This window comes from Enterobacter sp. A8 (assembly GCF_004296595.1).
GTDB lineage: Bacteria > Pseudomonadota > Gammaproteobacteria > Enterobacterales > Enterobacteriaceae > Enterobacter > Enterobacter cloacae.
This window is the reverse complement of sequence record NZ_SCMF01000003.1, coordinates 259,099-282,909: the sequence shown is the minus strand read 5'-3', so window position 1 is coordinate 282,909 and position 23,811 is coordinate 259,099. Positions and strand designations below refer to the sequence as shown.

The following is a 23,811-nucleotide window of genomic DNA, read 5'->3' as shown; positions in this document are numbered from 1 at the left end:
TCTCCCACGGGAGAGGGTGTAAACACTAAAAACGGCAACCGCAGGTTGCCGCTTTGCTTTTATTACCCCACCTGCACCGACAGCATACTCAAACTCCCCATCTCAATACCGTCGACCGGGATCGTCACCGGTTCCTGGCCATCCCACGCGCCAAGAACGTACAGCAGCGGCAGGAAGTGTTCCGGCGTTGGGTTAGAGAGCGAACCGCCTTCGTGATCCAGATAGTTCACCAGCGGATGCTGCTCAACCGGGCCTTGCCAGGTCAGATTGTCTTTAACGTAATCGTTAAAGGACGTTGCCCATGGGTAAGGCGTATTTTCACCGTGCCAGCGCGCCGTGCGCAGGTTGTGTACCACGTTACCGCTTGCCACCAGCATAATGCCTTCATCACGAAGCGTAGCCAGCTTGCGGCCCATCTCCATGTGCCAGGCTGCCGGTTTAGTGCTGTCGATACTCAACTGCACCATCGGGATGTCGGCGTCCGGGTACATTTTTATCAGCACGCCCCATGAGCCGTGGTCAAAGCCCCATGCCTCTTTATCCAGCGCGACCGGGACAGGTGCCAGCAAATCCACCAGCTTCTGTGCCAGCTCGGGCGAGCCGGGGGCCGGATAATGCGTGTCGTACAACGCCTGCGGGAAACCGCCAAAATCATGGATTGTTTTTGGCGCCTCCATGGCAGTTACGCCAGTGCCACGGGTGAACCAATGTGCAGACACCACCACAATCGCCTTCGGACGCGGCAACGTCTCGCCCAGGTGACGCCATGTGCGGGTGTAGACGTTGTCTTCCAGAACGTTCATTGGGCTACCGTGGCCTAAAAACAGTGCTGGCATACGTGAAGAAGTCATGGTGATATCCTTACAGAAGGTGTCAATTTGATGGTGCTACATTACGCTTAACACGACAAAGATGAACGCAGATAAGCGTGAAGATCATCATCAGGAAATTTGAATGTAAGGAATATGTAAAACAGAGGTTGCCCTCTCGCTTTGGCCAACGTGAATTATTAGTATTAATGAGAATCATTATCACAAGGAGCATTGCATGTCCGTCCCCTTGATCCTGACCATCCTGGCGGGTGCCGCCACCTTTATCGGTGCGATCCTCGGTGTGCTTGGTCAAAAGCCGTCTAACCGCGTGCTGGCCTTTTCACTGGGATTTGCTGCCGGCATTATGCTGCTCATCTCCCTGATGGAGATGCTGCCTGCCGCACTGGGCACAGAAGGCATGTCTCCGGTACTGGGTTATGGCATGTTTGTTTTTGGTCTGCTGGGCTATTTTGCCCTCGACCGCATGCTGCCCCATGCACATCCGCAGGATTTGATGCAAAAAAGCGTCGCGCCGGTGCCGCAAAAGATTAAACGTACTGCCATCCTCCTGACGCTCGGCATCAGCCTGCACAACTTCCCGGAGGGTGTCGCGACCTATGTCACCGCCAGCAGCAATCTGGAGATGGGTCTGGGTATCGCCCTGGCGGTGGCCTTACACAATATTCCTGAAGGGCTAGCCGTTGCCGGGCCGGTTTATGCCGCCACGGGGTCAAAACGCACCGCCGTGTTCTGGGCCGGGATATCGGGCATGGCGGAAATTCTCGGGGGCGTACTGGCGTGGCTGATACTGGGAAGCCTGGTTTCACCGGTGGTGATGGCCGCCATTATGGCCGCAGTTGCGGGGATTATGGTGGCGCTGTCGGTTGATGAACTGATGCCGCTGGCGAAAGAGATCGATCCTAACAACAATCCGAGTTATGGGGTGTTGTGCGGAATGTCTGTAATGGGATTAAGCCTGGTGTTGTTACAAACGGCGGGTATTGGCTGAACGGTTGCGCTTCCTTATTTGAGGGAGCGCAATTTCTTTTAATGTCAGTGAATACCAACTATCAGTATTAATGATATAAAGTCCGGCACCATACTTTCTAATCGCCATAGAATTCACTTAAGAAATATTATTTATAACTATTCCCCGTAAAATAATTACCGCTTCGTGTATTAAAAAAAACTCAAAAGATTGATGTCAATCACTATTTAAACCGAGCATTCTGGCTGTTGAGCAACAGCATTTTTCCCATTTATAATTTCAAATGATTTATTAATAGTCTCTAAATCCCCCATTTAGAAATGCTCACGAGATGAACCATATTGCGACTGGTATATTTCGACCGCTTTAATGAAATAAAAGTGTTGCAATATTAATTCATTAAAATTATTGCGCCATCCACTCTTAGATAAAGGATTATATCTTCATGTTTAACAAGACTATTCTGGCAGTTGCGACAACTGCATTGCTTTCTGGTCTGTCATTTACTGCTATGGCAGCAGATAACCAGGGCTCGGGGAAGATCACGTTCACCGGTGAAGTTATCAGTGCGCCTTGCTCTATCACCCCGGGAGATGAAAATCAGACGATTGAATTAGGAGAAGTCGCGGATAGCGTGCTGAACAGCGGTAAAAACTCGCTGCCGGTTGACGTGAATATCCACCTGCAGGATTGCATTCTCTCTTCTACCACCGGACAAACCACCACCACGATCGACAAAGTGAAGGTCACCTTTGCCTCCGCAAGTACCGATTCAACCGACACCAGCCTGATGAAAAACACGCTTGACGGCAACATCGGCGGTGCAACAGGTGTGGGCGTTCGCTTGCTGGATAGCGGCAGCAATAAAGTCACGCTGGGTACGCCGATTGAAGTGTCATTCCCCACCACAAATGCCTATCAGGAACTGAACTTCAAAGCCCGAATGGAACCGGTATCTGGCAGCCAGGCTACCCCGGGTAACGTTCAGGCCCAGGCGAACTATATCCTTGAATATAAGTAATTTGATTGCCGTCTGAAAACGTAGCCGATGAAGGACTCATCGGCTTTTATGCCTTCTTTTTAAAAGCGAAACGGATTTATGCTAAAACACTCAGCGCATCAACTCTCCCGCCTCTCTGCTTTTATAAAGTATTCGCTGAGTGTCACACTTTACTCAGCTTTATTCGTGTTGCCTGTCTCCGCGGTTGAATTCAACACAGATATGATTGACGTTGAAGACCGAAGTAATATTGATATTTCCCAGTTTGAGAAAAAAGGCCACATCGCGCCGGGTAGCTATCTCGTCCGCATTCAGGTCAATAAAAACACGTTGCCTCAATCCGCAACAATGGAGTGGATCGCAACGGAAAACGAAAGCGGTTCGCAAATTTGCGTGAATGCCGGGCAGTTATCCGCTTTCGGACTAAGCACCGATTTTATTTCGCGACTCCATAAATCTCAGGACGGACGTTGCCTTGATCTTTCGGCTGTTCCTGAGCTGGGCTTTTCCCTTAATAAAGGGACGATGGTGCTTTCCGTCACCGTTCCCCAGGCATGGATGAAATATCAGGCGAAGAACTGGACGCCGCCGGAATATTGGGATGAAGGCATTGCGGGTGTTTTACTTGATTATAATCTCTATGGCAGCCAGTACGATCCCCACGGGGGCGACGACAGCCAGAATATCAGCGCCTACGGCACGCTCGGGTTTAACCTCGGCGCGTGGCGTCTGCGTTCAGATTATCAATATAACCAAAACTTTCGTCACGGTGAGTCTACAGGCAGCGACAGCAGTCTGGCACGGACCTATCTCTACCGCCCTATCCCTTCGCTGTCATCAAAAATGACGCTGGGGCAATATGATTTAAGCTCAGATATTTTTGATACCTTCCACTTTACCGGTGCCTCACTGGAAAGTGATGAAAGTATGCTGCCGCCTGATTTACAGGGTTATGCACCACAAATTAACGGCATCGCGCAGACCAATGCCAAAGTGACCGTCTCCCAGTCTGGCCGCGTTCTTTATCAAACAACCGTCGCGCCGGGGCCGTTCACCATTTCAGACCTGGGTGAAACCTACCAGGGACAGCTGGACGTAGTGGTCGAAGAGGAAGATGGGCGCAAAACCACCTTCCAGGTGGGTTCATCCTCAATTCCCTTCCTGACCCGAAAAGGCCAGGTGCGCTATAAAACATCCATCGGTAAGCCCACCGCTACGGGCCATAACGACATCAATAACCCGCTTTTCTGGACAGGTGAACTCTCGTGGGGCTGGCTGAGTAATGTGTCACTGTATGGCGGCACCCTGCTGACGGCTGATGATTATCAGGCCATGACCACCGGTATCGGCTTCAACCTGGATTCGTTCGGCTCGATCTCTTTTGATGTGACGGGCGCCGAGGCCACGCTCCACCAGGGAAAAAATGAGACACAGCGTGGGTACAGCTATCGCGCCAACTACGCAAAACGTTTTGAGGCGACCGGCAGCCAGATCACCTTCGCAGGTTATCGATTCTCGGATAAAGAATATGTCTCAATGAGTGAATATCTCGCCTCCCGGGACGGAGATACCTCAACGACAAACGAAAAAGAGAGTTACGTTATCTCCTTCAACCAGTACCTTGATTCGCTGGCATTAAATACTTATCTCAACGTCACCCGTAACACCTACTGGGACAACAGCAGCAACACAAACTACTCCTTTTCGCTGAGCCGCAATTTTGATATCGGCAACTTAAGAGGTTTATCCGCATCGCTGGCGCTAAGCCGCGTGCGCTGGGATGACAGCGACGAAAACCAGGTCTATTTCGCCTTCACCCTCCCGCTGGAGCAAAATCGTAGCATTATGTACAGCTACCAGCGTTCAGGCGGCGACAGCGCGTCTCATATGGCTTCTTACTATGACGCCTCCGATCGCAACAATACGTGGAATCTCTCGGCCTCTACGACGGAAGACGATTTGCGCGAAGGCGAACCGTCATTGCGCGGCGGATACCAGCACTATTCTCCTTACGGACGCCTGAATCTTTCAGGAAGCGTTCAGCCCAATCAATACCGTTCGATCAACGCGGGCTGGAACGGCTCAATCACCGCCACGCGACATGGCGTAGCCCTGCATGATTACAGCCCGGCCAATAACGCTCGCATGATGATCGATGCCGATGGTGTTGACGGAATTGAGGTCAACAGTTCGCGCACGCGCACTAACGCATTCGGTATTGCTGTCGTCCCCTCACTCAGCAACTACACCACCTCCACGGTGCGCGTTAACAGCAACACGCTGCCTGATGGCGTGGATATAGCAACCTCCGTTATTCGCACCACGCTGACGGAAGGTGCCATTGGTTACAGCAAGCTGAACGCCACCACGGGCTACCAGATTGTCGGCATTATTCGACAGGAAAACGGTCAGTTCCCTCCTTTGGGCGTCAGTATCGTCGACAGCGCTACGGGTAAAGAGGTCGGTCTGGTTGCCGAAGAAGGGTTTGTTTATCTCAGCGGGATTCAGGAAAACAGTACGTTACGTCTCACCTGGTCTGACAAAGCGTGTGAAATCACGCCGCCGAACCAAAGTAACCTTAACGGTGACGCTATATTTTTACCTTGTAAAACAGTGCATTAATTCAGGATGAATAAAATGAACATCACGATGATTTCAAAAGGACTTATCTGTTTCCTTGGCACGTGCAGCTTTGCCTGGGCCACCGTATCGCCCGACAGAACACGCATCATTTTCAACGCCTCAGCAAAAAGCGTGTCGGTCAGACTGATAAACCAGAGTAAAACCGATCCTTATCTGGCTCAGTCGTGGATTGAGGATAAAGCGGGTAAAAAAACGCGCGAGTTTATCTCTCCTGTTCCGCCACTGCTGCGTATCGAGCCGGAGGAACAGGCGCAGGTTCGCCTGATGGCGCAGCAAAACCTCAGCCGACTTCCAGCCGATCGCGAGTCGCTGTTTTATTACAACATGCGGGAGATCCCACCCAAAGCCGAGCAGAAGAACGTGATGCAAATCGCCATGCAAAGCCGCCTTAAACTGTTCTGGCGGCCAAAAGCCATTGAGCTTAAGGAGGGCCAGTTTGTTCCGCTGGATAAAGTGGTTATATCCCGCGCCTCGGGTACGCTGCAGTTTAAAAACAGCAGCCCCTATTACATCACCGTGGGCTATATCGGACTGAACGGTAAAACCTTATTGCCGGGCGCAGAGAGCGTAATGATTGAGCCGTTTGGTCAGGCCAGCCAGTCACTGGCTAAGCTGCCCGCTGAATTTCAAGTCGGGTATATCAGCGATTATGGCGGTCTGGAAATGTTTAAGGTGAGTTGTAACGCGGTGCAACCTGCCTGCCAGAGCAAACCGGTGAATAAGGGATAATGATGAAAAAAATATATCTCGTGGTGATTGCCCTTTTATGTTTGTTCTCATCCTCCGCATGGGCGATGGACTGTTACAAAGATTCATTGGGCGGTCAAAGTCTGGTCACAACAACGCTCCCGACGTTCACGGTCCCAGCCAACGCCCCAGCCGGACAAAAAATTTGGGAAAGCGGCGATTTGCTGGTGACGGTATATTGCGATCACGCCACCCGCGACAGTACAAAACCTGTCTCGCAGGATCCCTGGAGTGAACACGTTTATGCCTATATCCTGGACAGTTTTCATAACACCGATAGCCTGATGACCAACAATCCCTATCTGGCGTTTGGCGTAACCTATAACGGTATTGACTATGACATCCCCGATATCAAAATTGATACGGGAGCCTGCCTTGATAAGCAGGATGATAAGTGGGGTGACTACAAGGAAGCAGCCTGCAATGGCGTCACAATTCAGAAAAACATCACATTTAGCGTGCGCTTTCGTCTCTACGTGAAGCTAAAAGCGATACCAAAAGAGCAGTTTGACTATACCTTTCCCTCCGTCACCGTACTGACGTTTGACGGTTCAGGCGGAATCAACACGCTTCCAAAAGCAAAAAACCTGCATTACGACATTACCGGGCTGTCAAATATTCACTTCCTGGACTGCGGTGTGGATATCCGGATCTACCCTGAAAATCAGATTGTGAATTTTGGCCAGTTTACGGAGAGCGCAGTCAACGCCAACGCCGTCACCTCACCGTTTAGCATTTCGACAATCCGGGATGCCACTGCTGGCTGTTCAGAACAATTTGACGTGACGACCAGCTTTTACACCACCGATACGCTCTACGATAATACGCATCTGGACATGGGAAATGGTTTACTCATGCGTCTCATTGATAAAACCAATGGCGATGTGACGTACAACCAGTATCTTCCTTTTGCAACCTATCACCCTGATGATACGGAGACGACGCTGACGCATGACTATACGGCGGAGCTAACCCGTAAACCTGGTGAAGCCGTTATTCCTGGACCATTCAGTAAAGACATTATTGTCAAAATCAATTATCAATAATTGATCAAAAAGCAGACCAGCATCTCCTGTTGGTCTGCTTATTTAGCCCCTCGCCCTCTTTTTTCTATGTAAGCCATTCACTTCAATAATTAATAAACGCAAACTTAAAGAGTCTTTAATTATTTTTTAATCACGCATTGTTACAATTAGTTTTAGAATACAACCGCCTCAAACATCAATATCTCTTAAATATTATTCATAACAAGGATATTTCATGCGAAATATTTCAAAAACACTTTTGGCGGTTGCTTTAGGCTCTTTTATCTCTGGCAATGCACTGGCAAGCGATCAGGGCTCCGGTAAAATCACCTTTAAGGGCATTATTATTGACGCACCATGCAATATTGCACCAGACAGTATTGATAAAGAGATTGAACTTGGCCAGTTCACCACGGCGGTGATGAATGTGAATAAAAAATCCACGGCGGTACCGGTTGATATCAACCTGGAAAACTGCCAGCTTGACGCTGCAGATGAAACCGCAACGCCCGTCACCAAAGTGGACGTAACCTTCAGCAGCACTGCAACCGACTCAGCCGATACCAGCCTGATGAGCAACACCTATGCGGGCGGCGCGCAGAACGTGGGCGTTCGTCTGCTGGATAATGCAGAGTCCCCTATCACGCTTGGTACGGCTCAAACTGTCGATCTTTCTGCGGGTTCAGCGACCCAGACGCTGCACTTCAAAGCGCAGATGGAAGTGGTCGATGGTAAAACAGCAACGGCAGGCCAGGTCGAATCTACCGCGAATTACGTCCTGTTGTATAAATAAGCCCATACCGTTAATTATATTTCGGCTGGCAATATATTTGCCAGCCATTGCCGTAATTTTATTTGAGAGCTGAATGATGAAATACAGTGCATTTTCGATCATCATTGCTGGCTTTCTTACGCCTCTTCCACTGGCCGCCGTTGAATTTAATATTAACGCTATCGATAAAGATCAGCGCGGCAATGTTGATTTATCCCAGTTCAAAGATAAGAACCACGTTGCGCCGGGTCATTATTTCGTTAACGTTGCAATTAATAATACGCCACTCGCTAGCGGCTGGCAGTTAGCCTGGTATAAAAGAGACGATACAACGGAAGTCTGCATTCCGTCCGATCTGGCGGACACTTTTGGTCTGGACGATAAATACCGCAGCATGCTGACGGTTAACGCGGGCTGTGTCGACTTTTCCCCGCTGCCGCAGGTTCGTTTCGAGTTTATTCAGGCGACGCAAACGCTGGAAGTTACCCTACCTCAGGCCTGGCTACAGTACCGTTCCACCAACTGGATGCCGCCCGCGACCTGGGACAACGGTGTCTCAGGCGTGCTGCTGGATTACAATCTGTTTGCCAGCCGCTATCAGCCCGATGAGGGGTCAAGCAGCGATAACGTCAATACCTACGGGACCGCTGGCGCCAACCTGGGCGCCTGGCGACTGCGGGGAGATTATCAGTACGCCCTTAACCGTACGGAAGGGAGGTCGCAGAGCGACGGGCGCCTTTCTCGCGCCTACCTTTTTCGCCCTCTGCCTGCATTCGGCTCAAAGTTCACGCTGGGTGAGTCAGATTTTCAGTCGGATATTTTCGACGGATTTTCCTACACCGGAGCCTCACTTATCAGCGACGAGCGTATGCTTCCCTGGTCTCTGCGCGGCTACGCGCCACAAATTTCTGGTATTGCTCAGACGAATGCCACCGTGACCGTCAGCCAGGCGGACAGAATTATCTATCAAACCAAAGTCCCACCGGGCCCTTTCGTCATCCAGGATATCAACCAGTCCGTACAGGGAACGTTGGACGTCACCGTCGCCGAAGAAGACGGTCATACCAGCACCTTTCAGGTTTCTGCTGCCTCTGTGCCTTTCCTGACGCGAAAAGGCCAGGTTCGCTATAAGCTGGCGGGCGGTAAACCCCGTCAGGACAGCTCGCATCAGGTCGAAAACGAGGCCTTTTTAAGCAGCGAATTCTCCTGGGGCGTCCTGTCCCGGACCTCCCTGTACGGTGGGATCCTGAACAGCGGTAATGATTACCGCGCGCTGGCGGCAGGTATCGGGCAGAACATGGATATGCTGGGTGCGCTGTCATTTGATGTCACCCAGGCCAGCAGCCAGCACGAGGGGGAAGCAAAGCAGACGGGATACAGTTACCGCATCAACTACAGCAAGCGTTTCGACACCACCGGGAGTCAGCTCACGCTTGCCAGCTACCGCTACTCCGACAGCCGCTTTCTCAGCTATGCCCGCTTTCTTGAAAAAGACCGGGATAACGCGGAAACGGAAAAACAGACGCTAAGCATCACTGCCAGCCAGTACATCCCCGCCCTGTCGCTAAACCTTTACCTTGGTATGCTGCGCCAGACCTGGTGGGACAGAGCCCCCTCCACCACCGGCACACTCACGGCAGGATACAACTTCGACCTTGGTCGCTGGAAAAATCTTGGCGTGACGGCCTCATGGAGCAAAACACATTATCAGGATCAAGGCGATGACACGCAGGTTTACTTCTCTTTAAGCATTCCCCTCGATCCGGATCATCGCCTCAATTACGATCTGAGAAACAGCGACACGACGCGTCAAACGCTCTCCTGGTATGACTCTTCAGACAGTAACAATACCTGGGGGATATCCGCTGGTACCGAGAGCAAAAAAACTGATGCCGGGGCGCAAGTCAGCGCGAATTATCAGCACTATGCCGGGACGGGAGATCTGAACCTGTCCGGAAGCTACAAGGCCCATGACTACCGTTCCGTCAGCGCGAGCTGGAACGGCTCGTTTACCGCAACCGCCCACGGGGCGTCGCTTCATCGCCGGAGCTACGGCAACGAACCGCGCGTGATGGTCAGCACGGAAGGGATCGGCAATATACCGCTGAATATGTCCCGCGATGCCACCAACATGTTTGGTATTGGCGTCCTGCCCGCCTTTTCGAGCTATATGCCCGCCAGCGTACAGGTCAATCTGAATAACCTGCCAGAGGGTGTCGATGTCGATAACCACGTCATTCGCTCCACCTGGACCGAGGGTGCAATCGGTTATCGGCTGATTGCCTCCCGTCAGGGTCAGGATGTTGCCGGGATCGTGCGTACCGCCAGCGGCACGCCGCCTCTCGGCGCCCAGGTGCGCGAGCAGGATTCAGGCAAAGAGGTGGGCATTATCGCCCAGGACGGACATATCTGGCTGGGGGCGGTAAAAGCTGAACAGCACTTTATCGTCACCTGGGGAGACGATCAGCAGTGTCATTTCTCCCTGCCAGCCTCTCTCGACAACACCACGCAGCTGATGCTGCCCTGCCAGTAACTTATCACTATGAAATCATACGTTTATTTAGCAGCACTCCTGTTTTGTGGCTCCGGCGTCTCGCAGGCGGCAATTAACCTGGACAGGACGCGCATCGTCTTTGCCGAAAGCGATAAAGCCAGCAGCCTGACCATTGAAAACCAGAGCAAATCGCTTCCCTACCTTGCCCTCGCCTGGGTGGAGGATCGGGACGGGCGCAAAGAGGACACCCATTTTATGGTCCTGCCGCCTATTCAGCGCATTGAACCCGGCGCCTCGTCACAGGTGCGGATCGTGAAACAGGCCGCGACGCAACAGCTTCCGGAGGATCGGGAAACGCTGTTTTATTTCAATCTGCGTGAAGTGCCGCCCAAAAGCGGGAGCCTGAAAGAGGAGCGCAGCGTCATGCAGGTGGCTATGCAGAGCCGCATAAAGTTGTTCTGGCGGCCGGAAAGCATTCGTAAAAAAGCAGGTGAAGAGACGGAGATGCAGCTGTCGGTGACGCTGTCGGGCAAAACCATGCGCCTGAAAAACCCAACGCCCTATTTCATTACGCTGGCATGGCTGAGCAATAACGGAAAAACCATGATGCCAGGCTTCGACAGTCTGATGATTAGCCCGTTTGCGACCAGTACGCTGACGCTAAGTGAAACAGAAGGAACGGGCTACAGCATAGGTTATATTGATGATTATGGTGCGCTACGCAAGGTCAATTTAACCTGTACCGGGTCAACACCATGCACGCTAACGCCGCGCAAGGTAGGGCAAAATGCGACATCTCGCTAAGCTTTTCCTTTTAATGCTGGTGATGTGCCCCCTTAAGCAGGCGCTGGCGCTGAACTGCTACCTTGGCACACAAAATGGCCCGGTGGAGCAAACCAAAACGGTGTCAGAATTCTCAATCCCCAGCACAGCCAGGGTTGGGCAAAAGATTTGGGAATCCAGCGATATCAAAATCCCCGTGTATTGCGACAGAAATACCGCGTCAAATCATGAGAACGAAGACGTCTTCGCCTGGGTGAACCCTTATCCGTCGGTGTCGGATCCTTACTACGAGCTCGGTGTAACCTACGAGGGTGCAGATTACGATGCCATCGGGCAAACCTACGGCGTGGATACCCGTCAGTGTCTGGACAACAACAGCCTGAGCAAATACACGGCCGAACAGTTAAAAGCAATGGGCTGGGAGAAATACATCTGTTCGGGGAATGCGTGGGATGTACATACCTCACGAACCTTTGCGGCACGCTTCAGGCTGTATGTTAAGCTCAAAGCGATACCGCCTCAGGGCTACGTCAGCACGCTTGGTGATTACATCGTCGTGCAGTTTGACGGCAAAGGCGGCGTAAATGCGCTTCCTGATGCCAAAAACCTCAAATACCACATTAACGGGCTGGAAAACATCAGGGTACTGGACTGCGGAGCGACGTTCAGTATTTACCCTGAAAATCAGGAGATCGACTTTGGCACCTTCAGCGCACGTGACATCGTCAATCAGGGCACGCGTACGCGAACGTTCTCGGTTAAAACCAGTAAAGTACAGGATGCGCAGTGTTCAGACGGATTTAAGATCGACTCGTCGTTCTATACCGATAGCGAGTTGACGGCCAATGATACGGCGTTGCTGATTGGTAATGGCCTGAAGCTGCGCATTCTTAACGGCACACAGCCCTACACCTTCAATCAGTATGACGAGTACGCTGATTTTACCGGTTCGGTGCTGCATTTCGAGACCACGTACACGGCTGAGCTTTCACGTGCAGAGGGAAAGGGTATCGATTCTGGTCCGTTTGAAACGGTCGTGCTGTTTAAAATTAACTACCACTAGAGACGAAAAAGCCGGGTTTCCCCGGCTTTTTCATTCATGCACCGTTCAGCTGGCTTTGCGCTCGTGCGCCTGACGGTATTCGATCAGATCTTCAATTGTCACGACCGGCATGTTGTGCAGGCGTGCAAAGGTGATGCACTCTGGTGCGCGCGCCATGGTGCCGTCATCGTTGGTCAGTTCACACAGTACGCCTGCAGGTTTGAAGCCTGCCAGCGTCACCAGATCGATGGTCGCTTCAGTGTGGCCACCACGGGTCAGCACACCGCCCGCCTGCGCACGCAGCGGGAAGACGTGGCCAGGACGGTGCAGGTCGGATGGCTTGGCGTCATCGGCAATTGCTGCACGGACAGTAGTCAGACGGTCAGCCGCGGAGACACCGGTAGTCACGCCATGCGCGGCTTCGATGGTCACGGTAAAGCCGGTACCAAAGGCGCTGGTGTTGTTTTCGACCATCATAGGCAGCTCGAGCTGCTTACGGCGGTCTTCGGTAATACACAGGCATACGATGCCGCTGCCGTGACGGATGGTCAGCGCCATCTGCTCAACGGTCATGTTTTCGGCGGCGAAAATCATGTCGCCTTCGTTTTCACGGTTTTCATCGTCAAGCACCATCACGCCGCGGCCTTCGCGCAGGGCATCCAGTGCATGTTCAACACGTTGAGTTGAAGTGCCAAAAGAGGAAAGTAGCGTCTGATTCATGGTAAAAAAACCTCATTAACATTATGGTTACCAGAATCAGGGCAGTCTTAGGAGCGCCGTATAAGCGGCAAAAAGATAACGTGAGCGGGCCCATGCCCGACTGGATCGTTACTCTCTCCCATCCGGACTTTAACCGTCGGCCCCGGAATTACACCGGATCTGCTGACCTTTGAGAGTTCACCCAAAGCGCTCGCGGGCTTTCAGCATGACGCTGATTTACCGCCGGTGGGGAATTTCGCCCCGCCCTGAGAATAAGCGAGATAACTATAACGCTATTGATTAACCTGGGCAATGCATAAGCTTCAAACAAATCTGCTTTATCCTGGAGCATGACGCGCTACAATGTTCATCAACACCGTCTTATCAAGGGAAGCCACTATGATTGACCCGAAGAAAATTGAGCAAATTGCGCGTCAGGTTCATGAGTCCATGCCAAAAGGCATTCGTGAATTTGGTGATGACGTTGAGAAGAAAATCCGCCAGACGCTGCAGGCGCAGTTAGTTCGCCTTGATTTAGTGAGCCGCGAAGAGTTTGACGTGCAGACACAGGTTCTGCTGCGCACCCGTGAAAAGCTGGCGCTGCTGGAACAGCGTCTTACCGAGCTGGAAAACCGCAATACCCCGGAAGAAGTGAAGCCGGCACCAGCGATACCGCCGGTGGATGACCAGGCCTAAGTGCGGCCTGATGCCCTCACCCCAGCCCTCTCCCACGGGTAGAGGGTGAAATAACGGGCCAACTGGCCCGTTTTTTACTGACTGTCTTTCTGGATCTTTTTAATGATGTTGGTGGTTGAACACCCGTCCTCAAAGTTGAGCACCATCACTTCACCGCCGTTGGCCCAGACCTCTTCGCTGCCCGCGATTTGCTCCGGTTTGTAATCGCCGCCTTTCACCAGCAGGTCAGGCAGAATACCGGCAATCAGGCGCTGAGGCGTGTCTTCTTCAAACGGCACAACCCAGTCCACCGCTTCCAGCGCACCCAGCACAATCATACGCTGCTCCAGCGGATTCACCGGACGCGTTTCGCCCTTCAGACGTTTGGTCGAGGCATCGCTGTTCACCGCCACAATCAGACGATCGCCCAGCTTGCGTGCATTCGCCAGATAAGAGACATGGCCCGCGTGCAGAATGTCGAATACGCCGTTGGTCATCACCACTTTCTCACCGCGTTTACGCGCGGCGGCAACGGCCACTTTCAGCTCTTCTTCCGTCATGACGCCAAAACCGGTATCGGCGCGGCCGCGCACGGCGTTTTCCAGTTCGATTGGCGAAACGGTAGAGGTCCCGAGTTTACCGACAACCACGCCCGCCGCGGCGTTCGCGAAGTAGCACGCTTCTTCGAGGGAGTTACCCGCCGCCAGCGTTGCCGCCAGTACGCCAATCACCGTATCACCGGCACCGGTCACGTCATACACTTCCTGCGCCTGGGTTGGCATATGCAGCGGCGCCTTGCCCGGCTGCAGCAGCGTCATCCCCTGCTCGGAGCGGGTCACCAGCAGTGCAGACAGCTCGAAGTCAGCGATGATCTTCATACCACGCTCGACGATCTCCGCCTCCGACTTGCACTTGCCCGCCACCGCTTCAAACTCAGAGAGATTTGGCGTCAGCAGCGTTGCGCCGCGATAGCGCTCAAAGTCGGTGCCTTTCGGATCGATCAGTACCGGCACATTGGCTTTACGCGCCAGCTGGATCATCTGCTGTACGCTTGCCAGTGCCCCTTTGGCGTAATCGGACAGTACCAGCGCGCCGATATTGCCCAGCGCCTGATTGATGCGCTCGTGCAGCGGCTCAGGATCCACACCCTCAAACCCTTCTTCAAAGTCGAGGCGGATCAGCTGCTGGTTACGCGACAATACGCGCAGCTTGGTAATGGTCGGGTGCGTCGGAACAGAAACGAAATCGCACTTCACGTTCACGTCCGCCAGCGACTTGCTCAGCGCGCGCGCTGCATCGTCGATACCGGTGAGGCCCACCAGACGCGAATGCGCGCCCAGAGAAGCAATGTTCATCGCCACGTTTGCCGCGCCGCCAGGACGCTCTTCAATGGTATCGACCTTAACGACCGGTACCGGTGCTTCCGGGGAGATACGGCTGGTCGGCCCATACCAGTAGCGATCCAGCATCACATCGCCGACAACCATAACTCCAGCACGTTCAAACTCTGGCAGTGTTACTTTCATTCCTGACTCCAGAAAGATTCACAATTTGCGCGCGATGATATCACACTTGTTTTGTTACGCACGGTTCCACCAGCCACTTCTGCCAGCTCGCTTTCACCTGGTCGCGTTCACGGGTAAAGCAGTCGAGCGCCACGTGGCCCGGCTGTTCCTGCAAGGCGAGGTGGTGCAACTCATCGCGCAGCGTGGTGTAGGCGCGGGTTAAGGCCTGCGCCTCCTGCTCATCCATGATGTCGTTTTGCGCAAGCAGCTCCAGAATGCGCACATTATCCGACCAGCGGGTCAGCTTCGGCTTGTCATGCGCGTGCAGGAGCACCAGATATTGGGTGATAAACTCAATGTCGGTAATGCCACCCTCATCGGCTTTAATATCAAACCGATCGCGGTGTTTATTGCCCAAATGCGCGCGCATCTTTTCACGCATTTCGCGCACTTCGGTCTGCAACTTACTGCCTTCACGCGGGGTGGTCATCACCGCTTTACGAATGGCATCAAACTGCGTTTTTAACTGCGGATCGCCATACACCACGCGGGCGCGCACCAGCGCCTGATGCTCCCACGTCCAGGCTTCGTTTTTCTGATAATCGGCGAAGGATTCCGTTGAGGTCACCAGCATGCCAGCCGCGCCGGACGGGCGCAGACGGGCATCCACTTCATACAGAATCCCCGATGACGTGCGGGTGCTGAACAGGTGCATAATGCGCTGGGCCAGACGCAGATAGAACTGGCGCCCGTCAATTTCTCGCTCGCCGTCGGTCATCACGTCGGCCGGGCAGTCGTGCAGGAAGATTAAATCCAGATCGGAGCTGTATCCCAGCTCCCACCCGCCGAGCTTGCCGTAGCCCACCACGGCAAAACCGCGGCCTTCTCGTTCAGCAAGATGTTTTGGCTGACCGTAACGCGCCACCATCTGGATCCACGCCTGATGCACCACCGCATCGATGATCGCTTCCGCCAGCCAGGTTAAGTGATCGCTCACTTTCATCACCGGCAGCGTTTCGGCAATATCCGCCGCCGCGACGCGCAGCATCTGGGCCTGTTTGAACTGGCGCAGCGCTTCCAACTGCTGCTCTTCATCTTCTTCCGGCACGCGTAGCAGATACTGGCGCAACTCATCTCGGTAGGCATCGGTCGCCGTCGGCTGATAGAGGGTATTAGGATCGAGCAGTTCATCCAGCAGCAGCGGATAACGCGCCAGCTTGTTGGCCACCATCGGTGACGCCGCGCAGAGCGTAATCAGGTGCTTCAGCGCCCCCGGGAATTCGCTCAGCAGTTCAAGATAGGTGGTACGCGTAATAATGCCGCTCAGCAGCGGCATCATGCGGGAAAGCGGCACCGGGGCGTCGGCACGGGAACAGACATCGCTCAGCAGGTGCGGCATCAGGTGATCCAGCACCTGACGACCACGCGGACCTATGGCACGCTTGTTGAGTTCGAGGCGGAAATCGGCGATCAGCGCCACCACCCGATGGCGATCGTCGTCGCTCAGGTGCGCCAGCACGGGCGTAGTGTCATCTTCCTGCAGGGCATCCTGCCACAGTTCACGCCAGTGTTCAGAGAGCGTATCGTCCTGCGATTCGCTTTCATCATCGCCAATCAGCTCGTTAAAGATACGGCGCACGCCTGCCATATGCGCCTCCAGCCGTTCGATCAATGCTGGCCAGTCTTCCACGCGCATGCCCCAGGCCAGACGCGCCCGGTTCAGGTCATCCCCCGGCAGGGTCTGGGTTTGCTCGTCATTGATGCTTTGCAGCAGGTTTTCCAGACGACGCAGGAACAGGTATGCCTCACGCAGGGTTTGCGCGTCCCCCTCTGGCAGGAGATGGAGTTGCTCAATCGCCGACAGCGTCGGGAGCAACGAGCGGGATTGCAGCGACGGCTCGCGACCACCGCGGATAAGCTGGAAGACCTGGACAATAAACTCGATTTCACGAATGCCACCCGCGCCGAGCTTAATGTTATCTTTCAGCCCACGACGGCGTACCTCACGGGCAATCATCCCTTTCATGTTACGCAGGGACTGGATCACGCTGAAGTCGATGTAGCGACGGAACACAAACGGGCGCAGCATGGCGCGTAGCTCGTTGGCGTAAGCGTCGTCGCTGTCACCCATGATCCGCGCTTTGACCATCGCGTAACGCTCCCAGTCGCGCCCCTGCTCCTGGTAGTAATCTTCCAGCGCCGCAAAGCTCAGCACCAGCGGGCCGCTGTCGCCAAACGGACGCAGACGCATATCCACGCGATAGACAAAACCGTCCTGCGTCGGCTGATCCAGCGCCTTGATCAGACGCTGGCCAAGACGGGTGAAGAACTGGGCATTGTCCAGCTCACGACGGCCTCCGCGCGTGGAGCCGTTCTCCGGCCAGGCAAAAATCAGGTCGATATCGGAGGAGAAGTTCAGCTCGCAGCCGCCCAGCTTGCCCATCCCCAGAATCAACAGCGGCTGAGGAACCCCTTCCTCGCTGCACGGCGTACCCCACTCTTTACAGCAGGCGGCGTAGAGCCAGTCTCGCGCGGCGACGATCAACGTCTGCGCCAGCTCGCTCAACTGCTGGAGCGTGCTCTCTTCGCTGACCAGCTCAAGCGACTGCGCCCAGGCAATGCGCACCATCACCCGGCGGCGAAACTGGCGCAAAACGCGCATCAGCGTGGCTTCATCCGCCACCTCAGCCAGCGCGCTTTGCAGCCAGCCTGCATAATGCCGCCACTCGTCAGCCTGCGGCGGGGCGTTTTCAAGCTCCACCAGCCAGTCCGGGTTAGCAGTAATACTTTCCTGCACAAAATCACTGAACGTGAGCACGCACTTTGCCTGCTCGCTTAACGATGACGCCGGTAATGACTCAGGCAGACGTTCGCAAACGGTCTGCCACTGCTGCTGTAACTGCGAAGAAAGCGGCATTATAGGGGTTCCTTGCCAGAGTTAACGTTTTCCGCTGTGCAGCCAGAATGGCTCCTGCGAAATGGCCTCGTTGCGGAAATGCTCAATCTCAATATGCTGACGGGTTTCGATGGCATGTTTCAGCCCCTGCCAGTTTTCCAGCCACGCCTGCGTTTTGACGTCATCATAGGTACCCGACAGCAGTAGCATGCAGTCGATGTTGCGCGTCAGACGGATCAGTTGGTCGCCGTACTGGTCACCCAGCGGATAAGCAAAGGTGGTTTTCAGCTCTGCGGCATGGCGGGAGAGGTGGATATCCGCGAAACGTTTAAAGTTTTCTGCGATTTTTGTCTGGGCTTTCGCGTCCAGGAAGGTACGCCAGCCGCGCGTCACCAGAAACTCGGTCAGCGCCAGTTTGGCGGCCGCGGTTTGCGGGCTGTAGATCGCCGTTTGCGCAGACACATCAGAGAGCATCAGCGCTTCAGTTTGCGTCAGCAGATCGCGTAAGTGAGCACTTGCTTTGCGAGGAACGATGCCGCCAAACAGCATCAGGGTATGACGAACCAGACCGATGGCGGCCAGGACGTGGGCTTTTGCGTTTTTCACATTACGCACCCAGAGCTCTTCGTGGTACTGCCACTGCGAAAGCGCCAGCTCCAGAGCCGCCTCCATGCCCTGCTCAACGCTGGCTTTTGGGGCTACGCGTAACACAGGGGTCTCTTTCAGCGCCCGTGGCGCATTCCCGGCGGCCAGATGATAGCCGCGGGCGGCTTTGCTGAGGCTGCCCTGACGTAAGCCTGACTGACTCACTAGCTTACGCGCCAGCTTCAGCACATCGTTCGTCTCGCCTTCCAGCAGTTCAAGCTCCAGTTCGCAAATTGGCTCCTGGTATTCCCCCGCTTTCACCTCGCCCAAATCAAGGGCGATTTCAATGCGGCTTTTGCCTTCCGTTACCAGCCATTTCTCGCGCCAGAAATCGGTGCTGAACAGCGGCTGCAACTCTGCTGCCAGGGTGGATGGCAGTTCGCCGTTTGGCCACACTTCTGCCGGAAAACGTTCCAGCTCAAGTTCTGGCTGATTGATGTCGATATTGTATTCGGGGCGCTGATGCAAACCGCCCACAACGCGACCGGCGATTTTCATCGTCATCTCGTAGCGCCCGTTCGCGCCACGGATGCGCAAGCCCATATCATGACGACGCAGCCAGTTGTCCGGCGTTTCGTAATAGATATTGAGCAGCTGTACGGGTTCATGGTGTTCACCGGACAGCGTTTGCAGATGCTGGCGGAGCGCGTCAACGCTGTCTTTTTCGACGATAAACTTTAATTCGATCTCTTGTGCCATAGCCTTGTACTTTTGCGTGCGTCACAGACGCGTCGATGAAGGCGAACTTCCTCGCCATTTGTTTGTCAGTACATAGTATTTTGCGCCAAATTGCCACGCAATGAGCAATTTGACGGGCGTAAAAAGTTTGCAGCGGCGGCGATCGGGACACAGATGATTCTGATTGATGACGAATCCTTTGCGTAGAGACACTGATGCCACTACTATCGTTCCACTATTTATGAAAATAACGACTGATATGCTTAAATTACGCCTGATTGGACTTACTTTACTCGCTTTTAGCGCCGCGACTGCGGTCCACGCTGAAGAAAAGCGTTACGTTTCTGACGAACTGAACACCTGGGTACGTAGCGGCCCCGGAGATAATTATCGCCTCGTGGGTACGGTAAATGCCGGCGAGGAAGTCACCCTGTTACAGACCAACACCGAGACCAATTATGGTCAGGTTCGCGACAGTTCCGGCCGTACCTCCTGGATCCCCCTGAAAGAGCTGAGCACCGTGCCAAGCCTGCGCACCCGCGTGCCGGATCTGGAAAACCAGGTGAAAACCCTCACCGACAAGCTGAACAACATTGACGGTACCTGGAACCAGCGCACCGCTGAAATGCAGCAGAAAGTCGCGCAGAGCGACAGCGTGATTAACGGTCTGAAAGAAGAGAACCAGAAACTGAAAAATGAGCTGATTGTGGCGCAGAAGAAGGTGAATGCCGCTAATCTGCAGCTCGATGACAAACAGCGCACCATCATCATGCAGTGGTTTATGTATGGCGGCGGCGTGCTGGGCGTCGGCCTGGTGCTGGGTCTTGTTCTGCCACACCTGATCCCAAGCCGTAAACGTAAAGACCGCTGGATGAACTAATTCGTCTTCTCTGCCAGACTTACGTATTATCTTGCCAAAAGAGAAAACGGGAGTGTAGGGCGTGAAGAGTTATCTGGTCGGTGGTGCGGTACGTGATGCGTTGTTAGGTCTGCCGGTCAAAGATAAAGACTGGGTGGTGGTAGGCGCCACCCCCGAAGAGATGCTTAACGCGGGCTACCAGCAGGTAGGCCGCGATTTTCCCGTGTTTCTCCATCCGCAAAGCCGGGAAGAGTACGCCCTGGCGCGTACGGAGCGTAAATCCGGTTCCGGCTATACTGGCTTCACTTGCTATGCCGCGCCCGACGTCACGCTGGAGCAGGATCTCCTGCGTCGCGATCTCACCATCAACGCGCTGGCGCAGGACGAGAACGGCCAGATCGTGGATGCTTATGGCGGCCAGGACGATCTGCGCAACCGTCTTTTACGTCACATCTCCCCGGCGTTTTCGGAAGATCCGCTCCGGGTGCTACGCGTGGCGCGCTTTGCCGCACGTTACGCCCATCTCAGTTTCCGTATTGCCGATGAGACGATGGCGCTGATGACCGCCATGACCAAGGCGGGTGAGCTTGAACACCTGACGCCAGAGCGCGTCTGGAAAGAGACGGAAAACGCCCTCACCACCCGCAATCCACAGGTCTTTTTCCAGGTGCTGCGCGACTGCGGCGCCCTGAAGGTGCTGTTCCCGGAGATAGACGCGTTGTTTGGTGTACCCGCCCCGGCGAAATGGCACCCGGAAATCGACACTGGCGTGCACACCCTGATGACGCTCAGTATGGCGGCCATGCTCAGCCCGGAGGTGGACGTGCGCTTCTCGACGCTGTGCCACGATCTCGGCAAAGGCTTAACGCCAAAAGAGTTCTGGCCTCGTCACCACGGGCACGGCCCGGCTGGAGTGAAGCTGGTCGAGGGGCTGTGCCAGCGCCTGCGGGTGCCGAACGAGATCCGCGATCTGGCGAAACTGGTGGCCGAATTCCACGACCTTATCCACACCTTCCCGATCCTGAAACCGGCCACCATCGTTAAGCTGTTCGATAACATCGACGCCTGGCGTAAACCCCAGCGCGTCGAGCAGATCGCGCTCACCAGCGAGGCTGACGTGCGCGGGCGCACCGGGTTCGAAGCGTGCGACTATCCGCAGGGGCGCTTGCTGCGCGCCGCGTGGGAGGTGGCCAAAGCCGTGCCAACAAAAGAGGTCGTCGAAGCAGGATTTAAAGGCCCGGAAATTCGCGAAGAGCTGACGAAACGGCGGATTCAGGCGGTTTCAGAGTGGAAGGAAAAGCATTGCCCTCAGCCAAAAGACTGAGGGCAGCCGGTCAGAAGAAGACCACGTATACCGCAGCCGCGACGATAAAGCGGTAGATCGCGAACGGGATAAACGAGATACGCTTAATCAGTTGCAGGAAGGTTTTAATGGCAATCAGCGCCACGATAAAGGCGGTGATAAAGCCCACGGCGAACATCGGAATATCGCCCGTGGTGAGAAAACCAATGCTTTTGTAGAGGTCCAGCGCGGTGGCACCCATCATCATCGGCACCGCCAGCAGGAACGAGAACTCAGATGCCGCGTAACGGCTTACACCCATCAGCATCCCGCCGGAAATCGTTGCTCCTGAACGGGAGAAGCCCGGCCACAGCGCCAGACACTGGAAGCAGCCAATGATAAAGGCCTGGCGATACGTCATATCGTCCAGACCTTCTGCGCGCGGCGTTTTTGGCTTCAGTACTTCCGCCGCAATCAGCAGGAAACCACCGACCACCAGCGCGTACATCACGTTAATCGGGTTAAACAGCGATTTGATGGTGTCGTGGAAAACCAGCCCCAGCACCACCGCCGGGATCATCCCGAGCAGGATATGAATCAGCGTCAGGCGGCCCTTGCTCTCTCCTTCACGCTGTGGCAAACGCCCGAAGTGGATGCCGATCAGCCCAAACAGACGACGCCAGAACATCACGACCACAGCCAGAATGGACCCCAACTGAATGACCACCTCGAACGTCTTTGCGGTATCGCCTTCAAAGCCCAGCAGGTGGCCAACAATAATCATATGGCCCGTACTGGAAACCGGCAAAAACTCCGTCAATCCTTCGACCACACCCAGAATTGCCGCCACCAGCAGCGAGTGCATATCGCTCATCTATAAACCCCTAAAAAAATATAAAAAAAACGGTCGCCCCAACAGCTACCGTGAAAGATACAGCTTTAAGACCGATATAACCTAAAATGGTTTAGCTATTATGACGTTAAATCTTTCCTTTCAGATTTGTGCCACGCTCGATGATGACTCCCACATTGGCGGCACGCGCCACCGCGCCCGGCTTACTCAGCTTAATGCGCACCCACGGCGAGTTGAATTTGGTCAGCAGTAACTCTGCTACCTCTTCTGCCACGCGCTCCACCAGCGCAAAACGCTGCCCTTCAACGTGGGCGATGACCGTTTCACTGATGTCGGCATAGCTCAGACAGTCATTCACGTCATCACTTTTTGCCGACTTGCGGTTATCCCAGCCCATTTCGATATCGAACACCAGCTTCTGCTCGATGGTCTGTTCCCAGTCGTAAACACCAATAGTGGTGATTACCGAAAGTTGCTCTATAAATACAATATCCATCACGACCTGCCTGCTTTTTGGCTAAACCGGATACCACTTCCGGTGAATTATGCGTATTATCCACAGATGCTGAGAATACAGATACATTTTCAAAACGGAACAGCGTTATGAGTGCAATCGCGCCTGGAATGATTCTCCTCGCCTACCTTTGCGGCTCAATCTCCAGCGCCATTCTGGTCTGCCGCATTGCCGGGTTACCTGACCCGCGCGAAAGTGGCTCCGGGAATCCGGGAGCGACCAATGTACTACGAATTGGCGGCAAGGGAGCAGCCGTAGCGGTTTTGATTTTTGACGTTCTGAAAGGGATGTTACCCGTCTGGGGCGCGTATGCGCTGGGCGTGACTCCGTTCTGGCTGGGGCTTATTGCCATCGCCGCCTGTGTCGGCCACATCTGGCCCGTATTCTTCGGTTTTAAAGGTGGCAAAGGCGTCGCGACGGCCTTTGGTGCCATCGCGCCCATCGGCTGGGATCTCACCGGCGTAATGGCAGGCACCTGGCTGCTGACTATTCTTCTGAGCGGCTATTCGTCTCTGGGCGCCATCGTCAGCGCGCTGATCGCCCCGTTCTATGTCTGGTGGTTTAAACCCCAGTTCACCTTCCCGGTGTCGATGCTCTCCTGCCTTATCCTGCTGCGTCATCACGATAATATTCAGCGTCTGTGGCGACGTCAGGAGACGAAAATCTGGGCGCGGTTAAAGCGGAAGAAGAGAGAGACGCGGTAGGGTTTTATTTACTTTTAGTGGAATTGTTCCGTTCACTTTATGACCAACAGAATATGACGTTCCGGCACCCGTGAACGTGATAAGGGGGCCACCGCGGCCCCCTTATCAATCCCCGCGGCCCCGCGACGAAATCGGTGCTTCGCACTACGCTCACCTCACGACCCGCTGCCTGCGGTCGGCTCAACTCGACATCCT

The 23,811-nt window shown here is 54.3% G+C and carries 20 protein-coding genes and 1 riboswitch; of the genes, 13 read left to right on the top strand and 7 right to left on the bottom strand.

What is annotated here, in order from left to right:
• Positions 1–62: 62 nt before the first annotated feature.
• A complete protein-coding gene (gene ygiD, locus EQV24_RS13305; RefSeq protein ID WP_023620513.1) occupies positions 63–851 on the bottom strand; it encodes a 4,5-DOPA dioxygenase extradiol in 789 nt (262 codons plus the stop codon).
• A 196-nt stretch (positions 852–1,047) separates the two neighbouring features.
• On the opposite strand from ygiD, the gene zupT reads away from it, so the two are divergent.
• The 9 genes from zupT to EQV24_RS13260 all read left to right on the top strand — a co-directional run bounded on the left by zupT (position 1,048) and on the right by EQV24_RS13260 (position 12,327).
• Positions 1,048–1,821 (top strand): zinc transporter ZupT, encoded by a 774-nt coding sequence (zupT, locus tag EQV24_RS13300; RefSeq protein WP_013098748.1) that lies wholly within the window; start codon positions 1,048–1,050, stop codon positions 1,819–1,821.
• A 424-nt stretch (positions 1,822–2,245) separates the two neighbouring features.
• Positions 2,246–2,821 carry a fimbrial-like protein gene (locus tag EQV24_RS13295; protein WP_045293703.1) on the top strand — a complete coding sequence of 192 codons (576 nt, stop codon included), beginning with the start codon at positions 2,246–2,248 and terminating at the stop codon, positions 2,819–2,821.
• A gap of 78 nt (positions 2,822–2,899) precedes the next feature.
• Entirely contained in the window at positions 2,900–5,422 is a 2,523-nt protein-coding gene (locus EQV24_RS13290) for a fimbria/pilus outer membrane usher protein (protein ID WP_130626679.1), read from the top strand.
• A 15-nt stretch (positions 5,423–5,437) separates the two neighbouring features.
• On the top strand, positions 5,438–6,172 hold the full coding sequence (locus tag EQV24_RS13285) for a fimbria/pilus periplasmic chaperone (RefSeq protein ID WP_013098751.1): 735 nt from the start codon (positions 5,438–5,440) through the stop codon (positions 6,170–6,172).
• A gap of 2 nt (positions 6,173–6,174) precedes the next feature.
• The gene (locus tag EQV24_RS13280) at positions 6,175–7,236 is read left to right on the top strand and encodes a pilus protein (RefSeq protein WP_013098752.1); all 1,062 of its coding nucleotides are present in this window, start codon (positions 6,175–6,177) and stop codon (positions 7,234–7,236) included.
• Positions 7,237–7,450: 214 nt separating this feature from the next.
• The gene (locus EQV24_RS13275) at positions 7,451–8,008 is read left to right on the top strand and encodes a fimbrial protein (RefSeq protein WP_130626678.1); all 558 of its coding nucleotides are present in this window, start codon (positions 7,451–7,453) and stop codon (positions 8,006–8,008) included.
• 76 nt (positions 8,009–8,084) lie between these two features.
• Complete coding sequence (locus EQV24_RS13270; protein ID WP_165876019.1) at positions 8,085–10,520, top strand: fimbria/pilus outer membrane usher protein; 2,436 nt, start codon at positions 8,085–8,087, stop codon at positions 10,518–10,520.
• 9 nt (positions 10,521–10,529) lie between these two features.
• Positions 10,530–11,285: a molecular chaperone gene (locus EQV24_RS13265; protein ID WP_013098755.1), complete on the top strand. Its 756-nt coding sequence runs from the start codon at positions 10,530–10,532 to the stop codon at positions 11,283–11,285.
• Positions 11,269–12,327, top strand: a complete 1,059-nt coding sequence (locus EQV24_RS13260) for a type 1 fimbrial protein (RefSeq protein ID WP_023620517.1) — start codon at positions 11,269–11,271, stop codon at positions 12,325–12,327. The genes EQV24_RS13265 and EQV24_RS13260 overlap by 17 nt, the downstream gene beginning before the upstream one ends.
• Positions 12,328–12,372: 45 nt before the next feature.
• On the opposite strand, the gene ribB is transcribed toward EQV24_RS13260, so the two are convergent.
• Positions 12,373–13,026: a 3,4-dihydroxy-2-butanone-4-phosphate synthase gene (gene ribB, locus EQV24_RS13255; protein ID WP_008502964.1), complete on the bottom strand. Its 654-nt coding sequence runs from the start codon at positions 13,024–13,026 to the stop codon at positions 12,373–12,375.
• A 106-nt stretch (positions 13,027–13,132) separates the two neighbouring features.
• Positions 13,133–13,283: riboswitch (FMN riboswitch) on the bottom strand.
• Between the two features lie 121 nt (positions 13,284–13,404).
• On the opposite strand from ribB, the gene ubiK reads away from it, so the two are divergent.
• Positions 13,405–13,701: a ubiquinone biosynthesis accessory factor UbiK gene (ubiK, locus tag EQV24_RS13250; RefSeq protein WP_013098757.1), complete on the top strand. Its 297-nt coding sequence runs from the start codon at positions 13,405–13,407 to the stop codon at positions 13,699–13,701.
• Between the two features lie 74 nt (positions 13,702–13,775).
• Here the strand turns inward: ubiK and hldE are convergent, their stop codons facing one another.
• The 3 genes from hldE to EQV24_RS13235 are packed head-to-tail and all read right to left on the bottom strand — an operon-like array spanning position 13,776 to position 19,425.
• Positions 13,776–15,206: a bifunctional D-glycero-beta-D-manno-heptose-7-phosphate kinase/D-glycero-beta-D-manno-heptose 1-phosphate adenylyltransferase HldE gene (gene hldE, locus EQV24_RS13245; protein ID WP_013098758.1), complete on the bottom strand. Its 1,431-nt coding sequence runs from the start codon at positions 15,204–15,206 to the stop codon at positions 13,776–13,778.
• A 40-nt stretch (positions 15,207–15,246) separates the two neighbouring features.
• Positions 15,247–18,105 carry a bifunctional [glutamate--ammonia ligase]-adenylyl-L-tyrosine phosphorylase/[glutamate--ammonia-ligase] adenylyltransferase gene (gene glnE, locus EQV24_RS13240; protein ID WP_130626676.1) on the bottom strand — a complete coding sequence of 953 codons (2,859 nt, stop codon included), beginning with the start codon at positions 18,103–18,105 and terminating at the stop codon, positions 15,247–15,249.
• 18 nt (positions 18,106–18,123) lie between these two features.
• On the bottom strand, positions 18,124–19,425 hold the full coding sequence (locus tag EQV24_RS13235; RefSeq protein ID WP_130626675.1) for an inorganic triphosphatase: 1,302 nt from the start codon (positions 19,423–19,425) through the stop codon (positions 18,124–18,126).
• 238 nt (positions 19,426–19,663) lie between these two features.
• Here EQV24_RS13235 and EQV24_RS13230 point away from each other — a divergent pair, with 238 nt between their 5' ends.
• Entirely contained in the window at positions 19,664–20,284 is a 621-nt protein-coding gene (locus EQV24_RS13230) for a TIGR04211 family SH3 domain-containing protein (protein ID WP_013098761.1), read from the top strand.
• A 61-nt stretch (positions 20,285–20,345) separates the two neighbouring features.
• Positions 20,346–21,587 carry a multifunctional CCA addition/repair protein gene (locus tag EQV24_RS13225; RefSeq protein WP_062934239.1) on the top strand — a complete coding sequence of 414 codons (1,242 nt, stop codon included), beginning with the start codon at positions 20,346–20,348 and terminating at the stop codon, positions 21,585–21,587.
• A gap of 10 nt (positions 21,588–21,597) precedes the next feature.
• Here EQV24_RS13225 and bacA read toward each other — a convergent pair whose 3' ends face one another.
• Positions 21,598–22,419 carry an undecaprenyl-diphosphate phosphatase gene (gene bacA, locus EQV24_RS13220; RefSeq protein WP_014833310.1) on the bottom strand — a complete coding sequence of 274 codons (822 nt, stop codon included), beginning with the start codon at positions 22,417–22,419 and terminating at the stop codon, positions 21,598–21,600.
• A gap of 106 nt (positions 22,420–22,525) precedes the next feature.
• A complete protein-coding gene (folB, locus tag EQV24_RS13215) occupies positions 22,526–22,894 on the bottom strand; it encodes a bifunctional dihydroneopterin aldolase/7,8-dihydroneopterin epimerase (protein ID WP_013098764.1) in 369 nt (122 codons plus the stop codon).
• Positions 22,895–23,001: 107 nt separating this feature from the next.
• Here folB and plsY point away from each other — a divergent pair, with 107 nt between their 5' ends.
• On the top strand, positions 23,002–23,616 hold the full coding sequence (gene plsY, locus EQV24_RS13210; protein WP_013098765.1) for a glycerol-3-phosphate 1-O-acyltransferase PlsY: 615 nt from the start codon (positions 23,002–23,004) through the stop codon (positions 23,614–23,616).
• The last annotated feature ends 195 nt before the right edge of the window (positions 23,617–23,811 follow it).

Coding starts and splice junctions, on each gene's coding strand:
- EQV24_RS13280 (WP_013098752.1), top strand. CDS start 6,175: ATGAAAAAAATATATCTCGTGGTGATTGCCCTTTTATGTTTGTTCTCA.
- EQV24_RS13235 (WP_130626675.1), bottom strand. CDS start 19,425: ATGGCACAAGAGATCGAATTAAAGTTTATCGTCGAAAAAGACAGCGTT.
- ygiD (WP_023620513.1), bottom strand. CDS start 851: ATGACTTCTTCACGTATGCCAGCACTGTTTTTAGGCCACGGTAGCCCA.
- plsY (WP_013098765.1), top strand. CDS start 23,002: ATGAGTGCAATCGCGCCTGGAATGATTCTCCTCGCCTACCTTTGCGGC.
- EQV24_RS13290 (WP_130626679.1), top strand. CDS start 2,900: ATGCTAAAACACTCAGCGCATCAACTCTCCCGCCTCTCTGCTTTTATA.
- EQV24_RS13275 (WP_130626678.1), top strand. CDS start 7,451: ATGCGAAATATTTCAAAAACACTTTTGGCGGTTGCTTTAGGCTCTTTT.
- EQV24_RS13295 (WP_045293703.1), top strand. CDS start 2,246: ATGTTTAACAAGACTATTCTGGCAGTTGCGACAACTGCATTGCTTTCT.
- folB (WP_013098764.1), bottom strand. CDS start 22,894: ATGGATATTGTATTTATAGAGCAACTTTCGGTAATCACCACTATTGGT.
- EQV24_RS13270 (WP_165876019.1), top strand. CDS start 8,085: ATGAAATACAGTGCATTTTCGATCATCATTGCTGGCTTTCTTACGCCT.
- EQV24_RS13265 (WP_013098755.1), top strand. CDS start 10,530: ATGAAATCATACGTTTATTTAGCAGCACTCCTGTTTTGTGGCTCCGGC.
- ribB (WP_008502964.1), bottom strand. CDS start 13,026: ATGAATCAGACGCTACTTTCCTCTTTTGGCACTTCAACTCAACGTGTT.
- EQV24_RS13260 (WP_023620517.1), top strand. CDS start 11,269: ATGCGACATCTCGCTAAGCTTTTCCTTTTAATGCTGGTGATGTGCCCC.
- EQV24_RS13230 (WP_013098761.1), top strand. CDS start 19,664: ATGCTTAAATTACGCCTGATTGGACTTACTTTACTCGCTTTTAGCGCC.
- ubiK (WP_013098757.1), top strand. CDS start 13,405: ATGATTGACCCGAAGAAAATTGAGCAAATTGCGCGTCAGGTTCATGAG.
- hldE (WP_013098758.1), bottom strand. CDS start 15,206: ATGAAAGTAACACTGCCAGAGTTTGAACGTGCTGGAGTTATGGTTGTC.
- zupT (WP_013098748.1), top strand. CDS start 1,048: ATGTCCGTCCCCTTGATCCTGACCATCCTGGCGGGTGCCGCCACCTTT.
- bacA (WP_014833310.1), bottom strand. CDS start 22,419: ATGAGCGATATGCACTCGCTGCTGGTGGCGGCAATTCTGGGTGTGGTC.
- EQV24_RS13285 (WP_013098751.1), top strand. CDS start 5,438: ATGAACATCACGATGATTTCAAAAGGACTTATCTGTTTCCTTGGCACG.